We start from the raw sequence: 14,614 nt of genomic DNA, 5'->3' as shown, positions 1-14,614 counted from the left end.
TCCCGGCCCAAACCCCCGCGCCCACCCCCCCACCCCCCCCGCCCCCCCCTTTTTTCATTAACCGGGACCGCGATGGGGCGTGGGGCGGCCGGGCCACCCGCCCCCGCCCCGGCGCATTGTGTCGACGAGGGAGAAGCGCCGAGTGCGAACCCGCCGATCCCGGCGCACGCCCGCCACCGTGACCGTGACCGTCACTGTGGCCTGTGCGCTCACCGCCACGGCCGCCACGGGGGACCAGCCCGTCACCGCCCCTCCCCCGGCCGCCGCCCGGGCCTTCAGCCTCACCGCGGACGGCGCCGCCCCCGCCCTCACCGCCGCGCGGACGGCGGACTTCAGCATGCTGGCGGTCGCCGCACCCGCCGGCCGCCCCCCGGCCCCGGGCGGGTACCGCGTCCGCACGCGGGCCCGCTCCTCCGGCGCCTGGTCGGCGTGGACGGCGCTGGAGGCCGGCGAACCGTGGTGGGCCGGACCCTCCGCCGGGGTGGAGGTACGGGCCGCCCGCGCGGGCGCGGACCTGGCACCCGGGCTGCGCCTGGACCTCGCCGACCCCGGCCCGGACCCGGTGGCCCCGCCCGGGGCCGGGCCGGAAGCCGCAACGGGGGCCGGGGCGGTGACGGCGGCGTACGAGACGCCGGGCGCGGCCGCGCGCCGGCCCCGGGTCGTCACCCGCGCCGCCTGGGGCGCGACGGAGGACGGCCGCGCCCCGGTGGAGTACGGCCGCGAGGTCAAGGCCGTGTTCGTCCACCACACCGCGCAGACCAACGCCTACGACTGCGTCGACTCCCCCGCGATCGTGCGCGGGCTCCAGGCCCTCCACCAGCGGGCCAACGGCTGGAAGGACCTGGGCTACAACTACGTGGTCGACAAGTGCGGCACCGTCTTCGAGGGCCGCGCGGGCGGCTCCGGCCGGCCCGTCATCGGCGCGCACACCCTCGGCTTCAACACCGACACCCTGGGCGTCGCCGTGATCGGCCGCTACACGGACGAGGAGGCCCCGCCCGCCGCGACCAGGGCCGTCGCCCGGCTCGCGGCCTGGGCCCTGCGCCGGTACGGGTACGACCCCGCCGGCACGGTGACCCTCACCTCCTCCCTGGACAACGGCCGCTTCCGGCGCGGCGAGCGGGTGACCGTGGAGCGCATCTCCGGCCACCGCGACGTCTTCGCCACCGAGTGCCCCGGAACGGCCCTCTACGCCCAGCTCCCCACCCTCCGCACCCTGGCCGCGGACCCCCTCGGCGAGCTCCTCCCCGCCGCCGCGGACGAGTTGGCCTGACCCGGCGGGGGCTCAGGGCGCCTGCACCGGATGGCCGTTCGCGTCGGTGCGGTCCGCCTGGCTGGTGAACTTGTTCAGGAAGACGTCGTACCGGCCGTCCGGCCGCCGGGTCAGGGTGGCCCCGTCCTGCCAGACGCCGTTGTCCGGCCACCACTGGCTGCCGTACGGGTCCCCCTGGTTCTGGTGGACGTCGTGCATGCCCAGCCCCTGGTCGAAGGGCCCCCCGAAGACCAGGATCTGCCGTCCGGGCACCAGGAGGGGCTCCAGGGCCCGGGCGGCGTCGAGGTTGGAGCCCGAGACCCACGGGCGCGGCGGGTGCAGCCGGTTCAGGAGGCCCTGGAGCCAGGCGGGCGGCCGCCGGGCGAACAGGCAGCCCGGGCGGTCGACGAGGGCCGGGTGCCGCAGGTAGTCGAGGGCGCCCGAGCCCGAGTACATCGACAGCTCGTGGTAGCCGGGACCCATGGCCGGCACCGGGTCGAGGATCGAGGCGGCCAGGGTGAACACCTTCCACCGCACGCCGGTGGCGGACTGCTTGCTGTCCACGTCGACGGCGCACCGGTACCGGCCGGCGGGCGCGTCGACCTCCAGGTTGACGTGGAACCAGCGCCCCATGGTGTCGGGCCGGTCGCGGAAGTGGCGGTGCAGCGTCCCCGAGAGCACGCCGTAGGAGTCGAGCGGCATGCTGCCAGTCAAGCACCGGCCCGGAGCCGGGGCCGGCAGCGGCTCAGTTCGGGCAGCCGGTGTCGTGGGCGGGGCGTTCGCCGGTGGTCAGGAAGCGGGTGACGGCGCGGTCGCCGCAGGCGTTGCCGTTGCCGAGGTACATGCCGTGGCCGCCCTGTTCGACCGTGACCATGACCGCCCGCTCGCCCAGGGCCGCGCGCATCTTCAGGCTCGCGAAGTGGGGCGTGGCCGGGTCGCGGCGGCTCTGGATCATGAGGATGTTCGACGGGCCGCGGTCGGTGATCCGGGTGGGCCGCTCGGCGTCCGGGTTCTTCCAGAAGGAGCAGGGGGTGACGTTGACGGGCATGCCGGCCGTCAGGGGGTGGCGGGCCCGGTCCTCGTCGACGGCGCGCTGCTGGTCCGCGGCGGACGGCCGGGGCCAGGCGACGTCGTTGCAGATGACCGCCATGAGCTGCGAGGCGTCCTGGTCGCGCAACGGCTGGGCGAGCTCCGGCGGGAGGGCGGGGGTGGCCGCCGGGTCCCGCAGGGTGACGAGGAGCCGGGCGATGCCGGGGAAGGCGGAGTCGCTGTACAGGGCGTTCTGCAGGGCCTGGCGCAGGCCGTTGCCGGTCAGCGGCACGCCCGGGGTGGTGGACGGGCGGGGGGTGCGGTCGAGGGAGGCGGCGAGGGAGAGCACGAGGGGCTCGACCTGCTCGGGGCGCTCGGCCAGGCGCAGTCCGTCGCGGTCCCGGTCGGGGTGGGCGGCCCAGGCGGCGAAGTCGGGGAAGCGGTCGTCGGCGCCCGGTGCCATGTTGGCGAGCCAGCCCCGGCCGACGCGCTCCGGGTCGGGGTCGCCGCTGCTGTCGAGGACCCAGCGGTCGGTGCGCCCGGGGTAGGTCTGGGCGTACACGGCACCCACGTAGGTGCCGTACGAGACCCCCCAGGCGGAGAGTTTGCGCTCCCCGAGCGCCCTGCGCAGGAGGTCCGTGTCGCGGACCTGGTTGGCGGTGGTGAAGCTGCGCAGGACGGGGCCTCCGTTCGCGGCGCAGGCCTCGGCGACGCGCTGGGAGCGGGCGAGGTTGCCGGTGACGTCGCCGTCCGGGCCGGGCCAGGAGCGCAGGGTGGTGAGGTAGCGGTCCTCGGGGGCGGTGCCGCAGCTCGCGGTGGTGCTGCCGCCGACGCCGCGGGGGTCGAGGGCGACCAGGTCGTAGGCCCCGGTGAGCTGCTTCTGGAGGGCGGCGCCCTTCTGCGTCAGGCGCTGTACGCCGGAGCCGCCGGGACCGCCGGGGATGACGAGGAGGGTGCCGCGGCGGGCCTCGGGGCGGTCGCTGCGGATGCGGGAGACGGCCACGCTGATCTGCGGTCCGGCCGGGTCGGCGTGGTCGAGGGGGACGGGGAGGTCGGCGCACTCCTGCGTGGCGGGGCCGCCGGGCTTGGCGCAGGGGTGCCAGTCGAGGCGGGGCACGGAGGTGCGGGGACCGTCGGCCGCCGCCGGGGCCGCGGAGGCGGAGGGCACGGCGGCCGCCGTCAGGGCGGTGGTGGTGAGGGCGAGCAGGAGGGCCTTGGTCCGGTGAGTCGTCATGGCGCAAGCCTCGTCGAGCCGCGGCCGGGGCCCCATCCGGCGGCCCGGTGACCGCCGGGTGGGGTTAACCCCCGTGGAGCGGTGGGGTGTTGCAGCAGGAGTCGCGCCGCATCTGGTGCAGGACCGGGTGCCAGGCGGCCGGGGCGGGGGCGGCGGACACGGGGGCGGGGGGTGCGGGGAAGGCCGCTTCGAGGGCGGTGCGTTCGTAGAGGGTGCCGGCGCGCAGGACCGCGCGGACGCGGACCAGGTCGGCGAAGTCGGTGAAGGGGTCGCCGTCGACGAGGGTGAGGTCGGCGTACTTGCCGGGTTCGACCGTGCCGAGGCGGTCGTCGGCGCCGAAGACGCGGGCCGGGGTGCGGGTGGCGGCGGTGAGGGCTTCGGCCGGGGACAGGCCGTACCGGTGGAGGGCGCGCAGCGCGAGGTGGAGGTGGAGGCCGACCGGGGTGAGCGGGGCGTCGGTGCCCAGGGCGACGCGGCCTCCGCCGGTCAGGACGGTCCGGTAGACGGCGACCTCCCGTTCCAGGGCGGCGAGTTGTTCGGCACCCGGCGGCTGGGCGGCCGCTGCCTGGACGGCGGACACGTCCCAGGGCGGCATCAGGGCGGTGACCCGGGCGTCGGCGGCGAGGGAGGGGTCGGCTCCGATGAGGGGCAGGGCGGTGAAGGGGGTGGCGATCAGGTCGAAGGCGCCGTGCGTGTAGACCTCCACGGTGTCCTCTTCGGTGTGCCCGCCGGGGGTGGCGCCGTGGCCGTGCTCGGCGCGTTCGGTGGCGATCAGATGGGTGGTCAGGTCCTGGCCGGACTGGATGCCGGGGGCGCACAGGTGGGATCCGGACCGGACGCCGAGGCGTTCGCGGGCGAAGCGGGCGGCCTCCTCCATGGCGGCGTAGGGGGCGCGGACGTACGTCTTGACGAAGTCCCAGTCCAGGGCGGCGGCGCGGGCGAGGGAGCGGGTGAAGCCCTCCGGGGTGCGGTGGGCGCGTCCCATGCTGTAGGCGACGCGGGATCCGTCGAGGAGTTCCCCGCCGGCCAGCAGCCGGGGCGCGGCGAGCCGGCCGGCCCGGACGTCCTCGCGCAGGCGGGCCTGTTCGTAGGCGGAGCCGCCCAGGGAGACGGCGGTGGTGACCCCGTAGGCGAGGTGCAGGACGCCCTGGCGGGCGCCGTAGGTGTAGGGGTACGGGTGGACGTGGGAGTCCCACAGGCCGGGCAGGACGGTGCACCGGGAGGCGTCGACGAAGCGGGTGGTGCGGCGGCCCGGCCGGTGGGGTTCGACGGCGGTGACGCGGCCGCCGCTGACGAGGACGTCGACGTCGGCGCGGGGCGGGGTGCCGGTGGCGTCCCACAGCAGGCCGGCGTGGACGACGGTGTCCACGGGCGCGGGGCGGCGGTACGTCAGGCTGACGGGCACCGTGCGGGCCGCCCCGGCCGGGCTGCCGTCGGCGTCGAGGGCCAGCAGGCGCAGCCGGGCGCCGGACTGGTAGAGCAGGGTGCGGGAGTCGCCGGACCAGGAGGGGTGGTCGGCGCTCTCGTCGGTGAGGCGGCGGGCCGGGCCGGTGGGGGTGCCGTCGGGGGTGACGGGCAGCAGCCACAGGGCCGATTCGCCGACGCAGGCGAGGAAGCGGCCGTCGGGGGACCAGACGGGGCCGGAGGCGTAGCGGTCGGAGAGCGAGGCGTGCGGGGCGAGGGCGTGGAGGCGGGCGGTGCCGGTGGCGGTGTCGACGATCCGGATGAGGTTGTAGCCCTCGCGGAAGCGGCGGCTGAGCCGGTTGCGGTCGCAGAGGGCGAGGTGGCGGCCGTCGGGCGACCAGCTGGGCGGGCTGGGCAGTCCGCCGCCGCCGAGGGCGGTGACGAGGGGGGTCTCCTCGCCGGTGGCGAGGTCACGGACGATCAGGCGGCCGGCGAGGTCGAGGGCGGCGAGGCGGGTGCCGTCCGGGGAGAGGGAGCCGTAGACGCGGCCGGCCGGGGACAGGACGCTCTCCCGGCCGTCGGCGAGTTCCCGGCGGCGTACGGTGTTCAGCCCGTCGCGGTCGTCGGTGTAGAGCAGCGCCCGCCCGTCCGGGCTCCACACCGGGTTCTGCGGGTAGGTGGTGGCGCCGGACCGGAGGATCCGGCGCGGTGCTCCCCCGGTGACGTCCGCGACCCAGAGGGCGCCGAGCGCGGCGAAGGCCACGCGGCGGCCGTCGGGCGAGAGGGCGGGCAGGTGGATCCCGCGGACGGGCAGGGGCCGTTCGGCCTCCAGGGTGTACTCCTTGACCCGGTAGCGGGGGCGGGTCACGTGGAGGGTGGCGTCGAGGGGGATCTCCTCGCCGGTGCGGTCCAGGTGGGGGCGGACGGTCCGGAACCGGCCGTCGAGGGTGACCAGGAGCCGGTCGTCGCCGAGCCAGCGCGGGGGCGCGGGGGCGAGGTCGCCGTCGAGGGGGACGGGGCGGCCGTCGGCGTAGAGGGTGAGGTGCTCGGCCTTGCGGGGGCCGGGGGTGGCGCAGAGCCAGGCGGTGCGTCCGGCCGGGGAGAGGGCGGGGGCCAGCAGGCTCCCCTCGGCGGCGGTGTGTTCGGTGCGTACGGGCCCGGTGGCGTCGGCGGCGGCGGAGGCGAGGGTGCGGGCGATGAGGCTGCCTTCACCGGTGGGGGTGGCGCCGGTGAGGGTGGCGCGGACGAACAGCACGCGGGAGCCGTCGGGCGTGAACACCGGGTCGAAGTCCTCCCAGGCGCCGTCCTGCCCGGGGCCGTCCTGGCCGGGGACGCCGGTGAGGCGGCGCAGGCCGCCGTCGCCCAGGGCCACGGTCCAGATCCGGTACGGGCTGCCCGCCACGGGGTCGCCGCCGCGTTCGGAGCAGAAGGCGAGGGTGCGGCCGTCGGGTGACCAGGCGGGGGCGCGGTGGTCGAAGGGGCCGTCGGTGAGCCGGCGCAGGCCGGAGCCGTCGGCGCGCATCACCCAGATGTGGAAGTTCCCGCCCCGGTAGGCGCTCATGGCGACGCGGCCGCCGTCCGGGGAGAGCACGGGGCGGCCGGGTTCCAGGTCGGGCGGGGTGAGCCGGGTCGCCGGGGAGCCGTCGGGCGGCAGGGACCAGAGGACGCCCTGGACCTCGGCGACGACGCGGTCCCCGGCGGGGGTGGCGGTGGCGGCGCCGTTGGTCGTACGGGTGAACCGGAGCCGGACGGGGGCCGGCGGCGCCGAGGGGCTCCGGCCGGGGGCCGGGGGCGCCGCCGCGGCCGGGGGCTGTCCCAGGAGCGCCGCGAGCGCCCCGGCCGAAGCGGCCTGAAGAGCCGTCCTGCGCGCCATCCGCATCCCGACCACCCGTCCCCGGGCCCGCTCGCCGGTCCCGTCGCAGAGCCGAACGAGCGGGCTCCGCCGCGGCAACGGCCGCGGACGCGGGCTCACCCCGGCGGGCCTGTTCCGCCGGGGTGAGGGTACGAGGCGGTGCCGGGGCGGCGCCAGGGGGCGTCAGGAGATGCGCATGTTGGCCATCATGCCCATGGCGCCGTGGTCGAACAGGTGGCAGTGGTACACGTAGGTGCCGCGGTAGCCGGTGAAGGTGGCCTGGAGCTTGACGGTCTCGCCCGGCTTGAGCGGGACGGTGTCCTTGAGGCCGGTCTCGGGGCCGGAGGTGACCGGCTGGCCGTTGCGCTCCAGCACCCGGAACTGGACCAGGTGCATGTGGAAGTTGTGCGGGGCGACCTTGTTGGAGTTGCGCACGGTCCAGATCTCGGTGGCGCCGTAGGCGATCTCGGTGTCGATGCGGTCCATGTCGTACGTCTTGCCGTTGATGTACGCGCTGCCGCCGGGGGCCTCGTCCATCCGCATGTCGAACTCGCGGTTGACGGTGGCCGTGCCCAGCTCGGGCAGGGTGCGCAGCCGGTCCGGGACCACGCTGTGGTCCGCCGCGGTGCGGGTGACCCGGAACTGGAGCACCTGGCCGACCACGTCGGCCGACTCGAACGGGGCGACGTCCTTGTTGCGGAGCTCGATGACCGTGCCGACCGGGTAGCGGGAGAAGTCGATGACCACGTCGGCGCGCTCGCCGGGGCTGATCGAGACGACGTTCGTGCGGTGCGGGGCGGGCAGCAGGCCGCCGTCGGTGCCGATCTGGACGAGCTCGGAGTCGTCGGCGAGGTGGAGGTCGAAGAAGCGCTGGTTGGAGGTGTTGGTGAGGCGGAAGCGGTACTTGCGGGACGCGACCTCGAAGTACGGCCAGGCCTTGCCGTTGGCGAGGATCACGTGGCGCTTCATGAAGTCGCCCATCGCGTAGACGAGCTCGCCGTTCTCCAGGAAGCGGGCGTCGCGCAGCGAGACGGGGACGTCGTACTGGCCGGCGGGCAGGCCCAGGCGGCGCTCGGTGTCGTCGGTGAGGATGTAGGTGCCCGTCATCCCGCGGAAGACGTTCTCCGACTCCATGTGGTGGGCGTGGTCGTGGAACCACAGGTTCGCGTGCGGCTGGGTGTTGGGGTACGTGTACGTCTTGGTGCCGCCGCCGGAGGGGATCAGGTCCATCGGGGAGCCGTCGCTGTCCTGCGGGACGTGGGCGCCGTGGAGGTGGATCGAGGTGGGGACGGCGAGGTTGTTCGTCTGCTTGACGACGACCCGGCGGCCGGACTCGGCCTTGATGACGGGGCCGGGGAAGGAGCCGTTGAAGGTGCGCAGCGGGGTGCGCAGGCCCGGCACGATCTCCTTCGTGGTCTCCTTGAGGGTCATGCGGTAGTAGCTGGTGCTGCCGGTGTTGAGGTAGGGCGCGAGGACCGGGGCCAACGGCATCTTCTGTGTGAACTTGGCTATGCCGGCGGCGTCGAGCTCGGCCGCGGCGGCCTTGGCGGGCTCCTTCGCGGTCGCGTTCACGACGGGCAGCAGCATGCCGCCGGTACCGACGATGCTGGTGGCCGCCACGCCTGCCTTGAGTGCGGTCCGTCGAGTGATCACTGTTCCCCCGTGGGTACTGGCCCGGCGCCTCGTGGGCCGGGTCGGTCCTGGCGCGCGCGGGTGCGCGGTTGACGAGGAGAGCCTCCGCGAGCCCGGTGGTGTGCCGCTGGTGCGGCTGTGGAGGGCCGGTGAAGGGCTTGCGCCGAACGGGGGACTCTGCGGGGTGTCTCGCGCGCGATGTGCCCGAGCGGGGCCAACGTGGCGCCCTGGCCGGGGATATTGGATGAATAGCGCCGTTCATGCGGCTCTGCAAGGCTTCTTGACGGTTCACAGTGGAGGCAATGCGTGATGCGCACACGGTCCGTGCTGGTGGCCACCGCCCTGCTCACGACGCTGCTGCACGCGGCGGACGGGGCGGCCGCCGCGGCCGGGGCCCCGTACCCCGACCGGCAGGCGGGGCACGACGCGGCCCTGGCCGGGATCAGGGGCTCCGACAACGCGGCGGCCCAGGAGTTCGTCGCCGCGGCCGGCCGGCTGGACCGGGTGAGCCTCTACCTGAGCAGCGCCGCGGCGACCGGGAAGGTGCGCGTAGAGGTCCGTGCCGACCGGGACGACGCCGGGTCCGCGGTCGCGGACGCCGCCGTCGACCTGGCCGCGCTGGGCGGGGCGGGCGCGGGGTGGGTCGAGGTCCCGCTGACGGCGCCGGTCCGGCCCGGCGGCCGCTACTGGCTGTTCGCGCAGGCCACGACGGCCGAGAACAAGCAGGTCGTCTGGTACGGCACGCGTGGTGAGGGGGCCGGGACCCCGGCGGGCGCCCTGTACGACGAGGCCGGAGGCGGCTGGCAGGAGGGCGGGGGGCGGTTCGCGTTCTACGTGAACCCGTCCGGCTCCGAGCGCTGCGGGGAGGCGGAGGCCTGTTACGCCCCGGCCTCCCTCAAGCCCGCCCGTACGGCGGGGCTGCTCGCCAACGGGGGCGGGGCGGTGGAGGCGGTCGATCCGTCCTTCGCCGTCGGCGCCCGTTACGTGGAGGGCGGCAACGTCCTGGTGCTCCCGTCGGGGCGGTGGCGCTACCTGCCGGCGGGCGCGGCGAAGTCCCGGGTCGTCGCGGCGCAGGACCCCGGGGCCCTCGCGCAGATCGCCGAGTCCCGGCGCTGGCTGGCCTCGGGGAAGGTCCCGGGCGGTTCGGGGGCCCGGCGCGAGGCCGCCGAGCGGGCGCTGCTGTCGATGCGGGCGCTGCTGCGGCCCAACGGGGCTTTCGCCGCGGCCTGGTACCCGTTCTGGGACTACTCCTGGCCGCGGGACTCGGCCTTCGCGGCGGCCGCGTTCGCGCACACGGGCCACGACGAGGAGGCGTACCGGATCCTGCGGTACAACGCCGCGACCCAGCGGGCGGACGGCACCTGGGAGGCCCGTACCCGCCTCGACGGCTCGGGGCCGCCCGACGACCGGCAGTGGCAGCTGGACGCCAACGGCTGGGTGCCCTGGGCCGCCTGGCAGTGGTACCGGACCGCGCCCGAGGCGAACCGGACGGAGCGGCTGCGCGCGCTGTACCCGGCGATCGCGAAGGCGGCCGACTTCACCGCCGGTTCGCTGGACGCGGAGGGGCTGCCGCCCGCTTCGCCGGACTACTGGGAACTGCCCACCTCGACCGCGAACATCGGCACCGCGGCTCCGCTGCTGTCCGGGCTGAACGCCGCCGCCGACCTCGCCTCACGGCTCGGGCGGGACGAGGACGCCGGGCGCTGGGCGCGGGCCGCCGGCCGGCTGAAGGCGGGCATCGCGCGGCGGTTCGCGCCGCATGGCTACGGGCGCACCGTGGACGGGCTGCACGGGCGCGACAGTGCGGCGGCGTTCTTGGCGCCCCCGTTCAACACAGCGCCGCAGGGCCTGTCCCGGGCCCTGGACGACACCTACCGGGCCCTGCGGCGGCCCAACGGCGGGCTGGTGCCGGGCAGTGACCCCGACACCCGGTGGGGGAACGTCACCTGGACGGCGAGCACCTCGTTCTTCGCGCTGGCCTGGACGGCCTCGGGCGAGCGCGCGAAGGGGGGCGCGGTCCTCGACTGGGTGCTGGCCCAGCGGAACCTGCTCGGTGAGCTGCCGGAGACGGTGGACGCCCAGGGCCTGCCGAAGGCCGTCGTCCCGCTCGGCTGGACCGACGCACTGGTGCTGCTGACCCTCGCGGGGCAGGAGGGGGACGGGCCCGCGACCCCGCCGGGACCGCGTACTTGACCCGTGAGTCCAGAATGATGTTCAATCACGATCATGGGAAGGCCGAAGCAGTTCGATCCCGAAGCCGCCGTCGAGCAGGCCATGCAGGTGTTCTGGCGCCAGGGTTACGCCGCCACCACCCCGCAGGACCTGGTCGACGCGCTCGGCATCGGCAAGGGCAGCCTGTACCACGCCTTCGGCAGCAAGCACGCCCTGTTCGAGCGCGCCCTGCGCCGCTACCGTGACAGCCAGGCCCTGGCCGTGCTCGAACTGCTCGGCGGGGACGGTCCCGTGAAGGACCGGCTGCGCTCCGCCCTGTGGATGCTCGTCGAGATGGACCTCGCCGATCCGGACCGGCGCGGCTGCATGGCGGTCAACACCGCCGCGGAGCTCGCGGGGGCCGACGAGGTGGCCGCCGAGCTGGTGCGGCGCATGTTCGACCGTACGGAGGAGGCCCTGCGGGCGCTGGTCGAGGAGGGCCGGCGCTCCGGGGAGATCCCGCCGGAGCGGGACGCCCGCGCCGTCGGGAGCATGCTGCTGAGCACGGCCGTCGGCCTGCGGCTGCTGGCGCGCGTGGCCGAGGGGCCCGAGCGCCTCGCCCTGGTGGTCGAGGCCACCGTCGACTCCCTGTAGGACCCGCTGTGGGACCGCCCCGCGAGGGGCGGCTCCGGCATGCCCATGTTTTGTACCTGTAGCTCAAGAACTGGGGAACGTCATGAAGCTCGGACTGCACGACAAGACCGCCGTCGTCACCGGAGCCAGCCGGGGCATCGGCCTCGCCACGGTGCGCGCGCTCGTGGAGGAGGGGGTGCGCGTCGTCGGCGCCGCCCGTACGGTCACCCCCGAACTCGCCGCCTCCGGGGCCGTCGGCGTCGCCGCCGACCTCAGCACGGCCGCCGGGGTCGCCGCCCTCGCCGAGGCCGCGCACGCCGGACTGGGCGGTGTCGACCTGCTCGTGAACAACGTGGGCGGCGGGGACCCGGAGAGCGGGATCACCGGCTTCCTGGACACCGACGACGCGCAGTGGGCCCGCTACCTGGACCTGAACCTGATGAGCGCGGTGCGCCTGACCCGCGCCGTCCTGCCCGGCCTGGCCGAACGGCGGGGCGCGGTCGTGAACGTGTCCTCGGTGTGCTCCCGCCTGCCCGCGACCGGCCCGGTGGCCTACAGCGCGGCCAAGGCGGCGCTGGGCGCGGTCACCAAGTCCCTCGCCGAGGAGTTCGGGCCCCGGGGCGTACGCGTCAACACCGTCTCCCCCGGGCCGACCCGCACCTCCATATGGGAGGACCCGGAGAACTTCGGCGGGAAGGTGGCCGAGGCCGCCGGCGTGGACCACGCCGCCCTGCTGGAACGGCTCCCGGCGGACTTCGGCCTCACCACCGGCCGGATGACCGAGGCGCGGGAGGTGGCCTCGGTCATCGTGTTCCTGCTCTCGGGCGCGGCCGGGAACGTCACGGGCGCGGACTACGTCGTCGACGGCGGGATGGTCAAGACGGTCTGACGACGAGGGCCGGGGCCCGGGACTGGTGTCCCGGGCCCCGGCGCCATGGGGTGGCCTCCGGTCAGGAGGTGTAGTACAGCCACCACTTGTACTGCTCGTAGGAGCAGTGGTAGCTCTTGTAATGACCCGACCGGCCGGCCGACTCGCAGGCTCCCTTGCTGGAGTAGGGGCCCTTCTTGCCGGACGAGCGGTGCTCCGCCGAGGCGACCGAGGACGCCTCGTGCTGCGGGGCCGCCAGCGCCACCGGGCCGGACAGGATCACGCCTGCGGCCACGAGAGCGGCCGGTGCGATACGAGCGATCTTCGCGTACATGATGGGTTCCTTCTTCCTGTTCCTGCTCTTCTCCGGGCCCGTTCGGCCTCGGACCATCAACGTACGGACGCCCGAGTCCCGGGCACATGGTCCACAGGTCCCGCTCAGGTCCCGGCCGTACGCGGGAGCACCGCCCGGACGACCGTCCCGGCACCCGATCGGCAGATCACGGGACCGCCCGGCCGGGCCGGTGAACGCCCCACGCTGGGTGGCCCGTCCGCTTCCCGCCCGCGGCTGTGATCACCATGACCCGCTTCCTGGGCCGCTTCGGCCCCGAACTCCCTCACACGCTCCCTGGGGGTGGGCCGACGGTCAGCCGTCGTGGGGGGCGGGGCGGGGTGGGCGGCAGTCGCAGTGGGTGGCGGCCCGGGGTGAGGGTGCCCAGTACCCGGGGTCCTCGGGCGCCGGTGCACTCGGGGGCGTTGCCGGGCAGGCCGTGCAGGGTGAGGAAGCCGAGGACGGCGAAGGCGTAGGCCTCCTTGGCGGCGGCGGGCAGGCCGAGTGCGTCGGAGTCCAGCAGGGCGGTGTCCGGGGGCAGTTCCTCGCGGAGCATGCGCATGAGGGCCGGGTTGCGGGTGCCGCCGCCGGAGGCGATGACCTCCGTGAGGCGCAGGGGCCGCAGCGCGTCGGCGACGGTGCGGGCGGTGAGCCGGGTCAGGGTGGCGAGGAGGTCGGGCGGGGCGAGGGGGCCGAGGCCGTCGAGGGCGGCGTGCAGGTGGCCGGGGTGGAAGAGTTCCTTGCCGGTGGTCTTGGGGGCGGGCAGCCGGTAGTACGGCTCGGCCAGCAGGCGCCGCAGGAGCGGTTCGTGGACCCGGCCTGCGGTGGCAAGGGCGCCGTCCTCGTCGTATCCGAGCCGCCCGGCGGTGAGTTCGCGTACGGCCGCGTCGAGCAGGGCGTTGCCGGGGCCGGTGTCGAAGGCCACCGGCGGGCCGGCCGGGGGCAGGGCGGTGACGTTGGCGATCCCGCCGATGTTCAGGGCGGCGGGGGCCCCGGGGCGGCCGCGCAGCAGCATCAGGTCGATCAGGCTGACGAGGGGGGCGCCCTGGCCGCCGGCCGCGACGTCGGCGGGGCGGAAGTCGGAGACGACGGGGCGCCCGGTGGCCTCGGCGATCCAGGCGGGGCGGCCCAGTTGGAGGGTGCCGTGCACCCGGCCGCCGGTGCTCCAGTGGTAGACGGTCTGGCCGTGCGAGGCGATGAGCTCGGCGCGGCCCCCGCAGAGTTCGCGGTCGGCGCGGGCGGCGAGCCGTGCGAAGGCCCGGCCGATGAGGGTGTCGAGGCGGCACACGTCGGCCAGCGCGGTGGGCGCGGGCGGCAGGGCGGCCGCGAGCTCGGCCCGCAGGGTGTCCTCGTAGGGGGCGCTGACCATGCCGAGCGGGAGCAGGCGCAGGGTCTCGCCGCCGTCCTCCAGGGTGAGCCGGGCCGCCGCCGCGTCGACGGCGTCGTACGAGGTGCCCGACATCAGGCCGACGACCCTCACCGCAGGGCCCCGCGGTGGTCGTCGCCGCGCAGGCCGGCCAGGGCGAGGGCGCTGAGGGCGCAGGCGCCGGCGGCGTAGTAGGCGGGGACGTCCGGGTCGCCCGTGGCGGCGGTGAGGGCGGTGATCACCAGGCCGGCGCAGCCGGAGAACACCGCGTTGGCGAGGGCGTAGGCCACGCCGAGCCCGGTGCAGCGGACGTGCGCGGGGAACATCTCCGCGAGCATGGCGGGCCCCGGGCCGGCGAGCAGGCCGACGGCGGCGCCCGCGCCGAGGACCGCGGCGGCCCGGACGGGGGCGGGGGCGGCGGGGTTCTGGAGGAGGTGCAGGAGCGGCAGGGCGAGGAGGGTGACGCAGAGGGCCCCGCCGAGCATGACGGGGCGGCGGCCGACGCGGTCGCTGAGGATCCCGGCGGGCAGGATCGAGGCGGCGAAGCCGAGGTTGGCGAGGGCGGTGGCGGCCAGGGCCTCGCGCGGGGAGGCGCCGAGGGTGGCCTGGAGGTAGGAGGGCAGCACGACGAGGAAGGTGTACCCGGCGGCGGACCACCCCGTGATCCGCCCGATGCCGAGGAACACGGCCGAACGGTGGCACCCGTGCCACCGCTGCCGGGGACGCGCCCACGGGGGCCCGTCCCGGGACCCGAGGTCGCCCCCGCGCGGAAGCCGGCACCCACGCCAGCCGCCGTGCCAGAAGCCGGGCCTGTGCCGGGTGCGGCGCCGGCCACCGCGCCAGGGACCGCGCCCGGCCTGGC

The 14,614-nt window shown here is 75.9% G+C and carries 11 protein-coding genes; 4 read left to right on the top strand and 7 right to left on the bottom strand.

Annotated elements, in window-relative coordinates; all coding sequences use genetic code 11:
- Window positions 1–184: 184 nt before the first annotated feature.
- A complete protein-coding gene (locus AB0F18_RS34715; protein ID WP_362068037.1) occupies window positions 185–1,273 on the top strand; it encodes a peptidoglycan recognition protein in 1,089 nt (362 codons plus the stop codon).
- Window positions 1,274–1,285: 12 nt separating this feature from the next.
- On the opposite strand, the gene AB0F18_RS34710 is transcribed toward AB0F18_RS34715, so the two are convergent.
- The 4 genes from AB0F18_RS34710 to AB0F18_RS34695 form a co-directional block, all read right to left on the bottom strand.
- A complete protein-coding gene (locus AB0F18_RS34710; protein WP_362068034.1) occupies window positions 1,286–1,954 on the bottom strand; it encodes a DUF2278 family protein in 669 nt (222 codons plus the stop codon).
- Window positions 1,955–1,997: 43 nt separating this feature from the next.
- Window positions 1,998–3,515, bottom strand: coding sequence for an alpha/beta hydrolase (locus AB0F18_RS34705; RefSeq protein ID WP_362068031.1), 1,518 nt, complete (start codon window positions 3,513–3,515; stop codon window positions 1,998–2,000).
- A gap of 64 nt (window positions 3,516–3,579) precedes the next feature.
- Window positions 3,580–6,792: an amidohydrolase family protein gene (locus tag AB0F18_RS34700; protein WP_362068028.1), complete on the bottom strand. Its 3,213-nt coding sequence runs from the start codon at window positions 6,790–6,792 to the stop codon at window positions 3,580–3,582.
- A 162-nt stretch (window positions 6,793–6,954) separates the two neighbouring features.
- Window positions 6,955–8,391: a multicopper oxidase domain-containing protein gene (locus AB0F18_RS34695; protein ID WP_362068026.1), complete on the bottom strand. Its 1,437-nt coding sequence runs from the start codon at window positions 8,389–8,391 to the stop codon at window positions 6,955–6,957.
- 321 nt (window positions 8,392–8,712) lie between these two features.
- Between AB0F18_RS34695 and AB0F18_RS34690 the strand changes: the two genes are divergently transcribed.
- From AB0F18_RS34690 to AB0F18_RS34680, 3 genes are all read left to right on the top strand, one after another.
- Entirely contained in the window at window positions 8,713–10,596 is a 1,884-nt protein-coding gene (locus AB0F18_RS34690) for a hypothetical protein (RefSeq protein WP_362068023.1), read from the top strand.
- 33 nt (window positions 10,597–10,629) lie between these two features.
- Window positions 10,630–11,208, top strand: a complete 579-nt coding sequence (locus AB0F18_RS34685) for a TetR/AcrR family transcriptional regulator (RefSeq protein WP_362068020.1) — start codon at window positions 10,630–10,632, stop codon at window positions 11,206–11,208.
- An 82-nt stretch (window positions 11,209–11,290) separates the two neighbouring features.
- Complete coding sequence (locus tag AB0F18_RS34680; RefSeq protein WP_362068017.1) at window positions 11,291–12,076, top strand: oxidoreductase; 786 nt, start codon at window positions 11,291–11,293, stop codon at window positions 12,074–12,076.
- A gap of 61 nt (window positions 12,077–12,137) precedes the next feature.
- Here AB0F18_RS34680 and AB0F18_RS34675 read toward each other — a convergent pair whose 3' ends face one another.
- The 3 genes from AB0F18_RS34675 to AB0F18_RS34665 form a co-directional block, all read right to left on the bottom strand.
- Complete coding sequence (locus AB0F18_RS34675; protein ID WP_362068014.1) at window positions 12,138–12,389, bottom strand: hypothetical protein; 252 nt, start codon at window positions 12,387–12,389, stop codon at window positions 12,138–12,140.
- A 283-nt stretch (window positions 12,390–12,672) separates the two neighbouring features.
- On the bottom strand, window positions 12,673–13,866 hold the full coding sequence (locus AB0F18_RS34670; RefSeq protein ID WP_362068011.1) for an anhydro-N-acetylmuramic acid kinase: 1,194 nt from the start codon (window positions 13,864–13,866) through the stop codon (window positions 12,673–12,675).
- A partial coding sequence (locus AB0F18_RS34665; protein ID WP_362068008.1) for an MFS transporter occupies window positions 13,863–14,614 on the bottom strand: 752 nt, incomplete at its 5' end. The genes AB0F18_RS34670 and AB0F18_RS34665, both read right to left, overlap by 4 nt.

The sequence above is a fragment of the Streptomyces sp. NPDC029216 genome (assembly GCF_040648015.1).
Lineage (GTDB): Bacteria > Actinomycetota > Actinomycetes > Streptomycetales > Streptomycetaceae > Streptomyces.
Note: the sequence above shows the minus strand (reverse complement) of the source record. Positions and strands in the feature narration are given on the sequence as shown.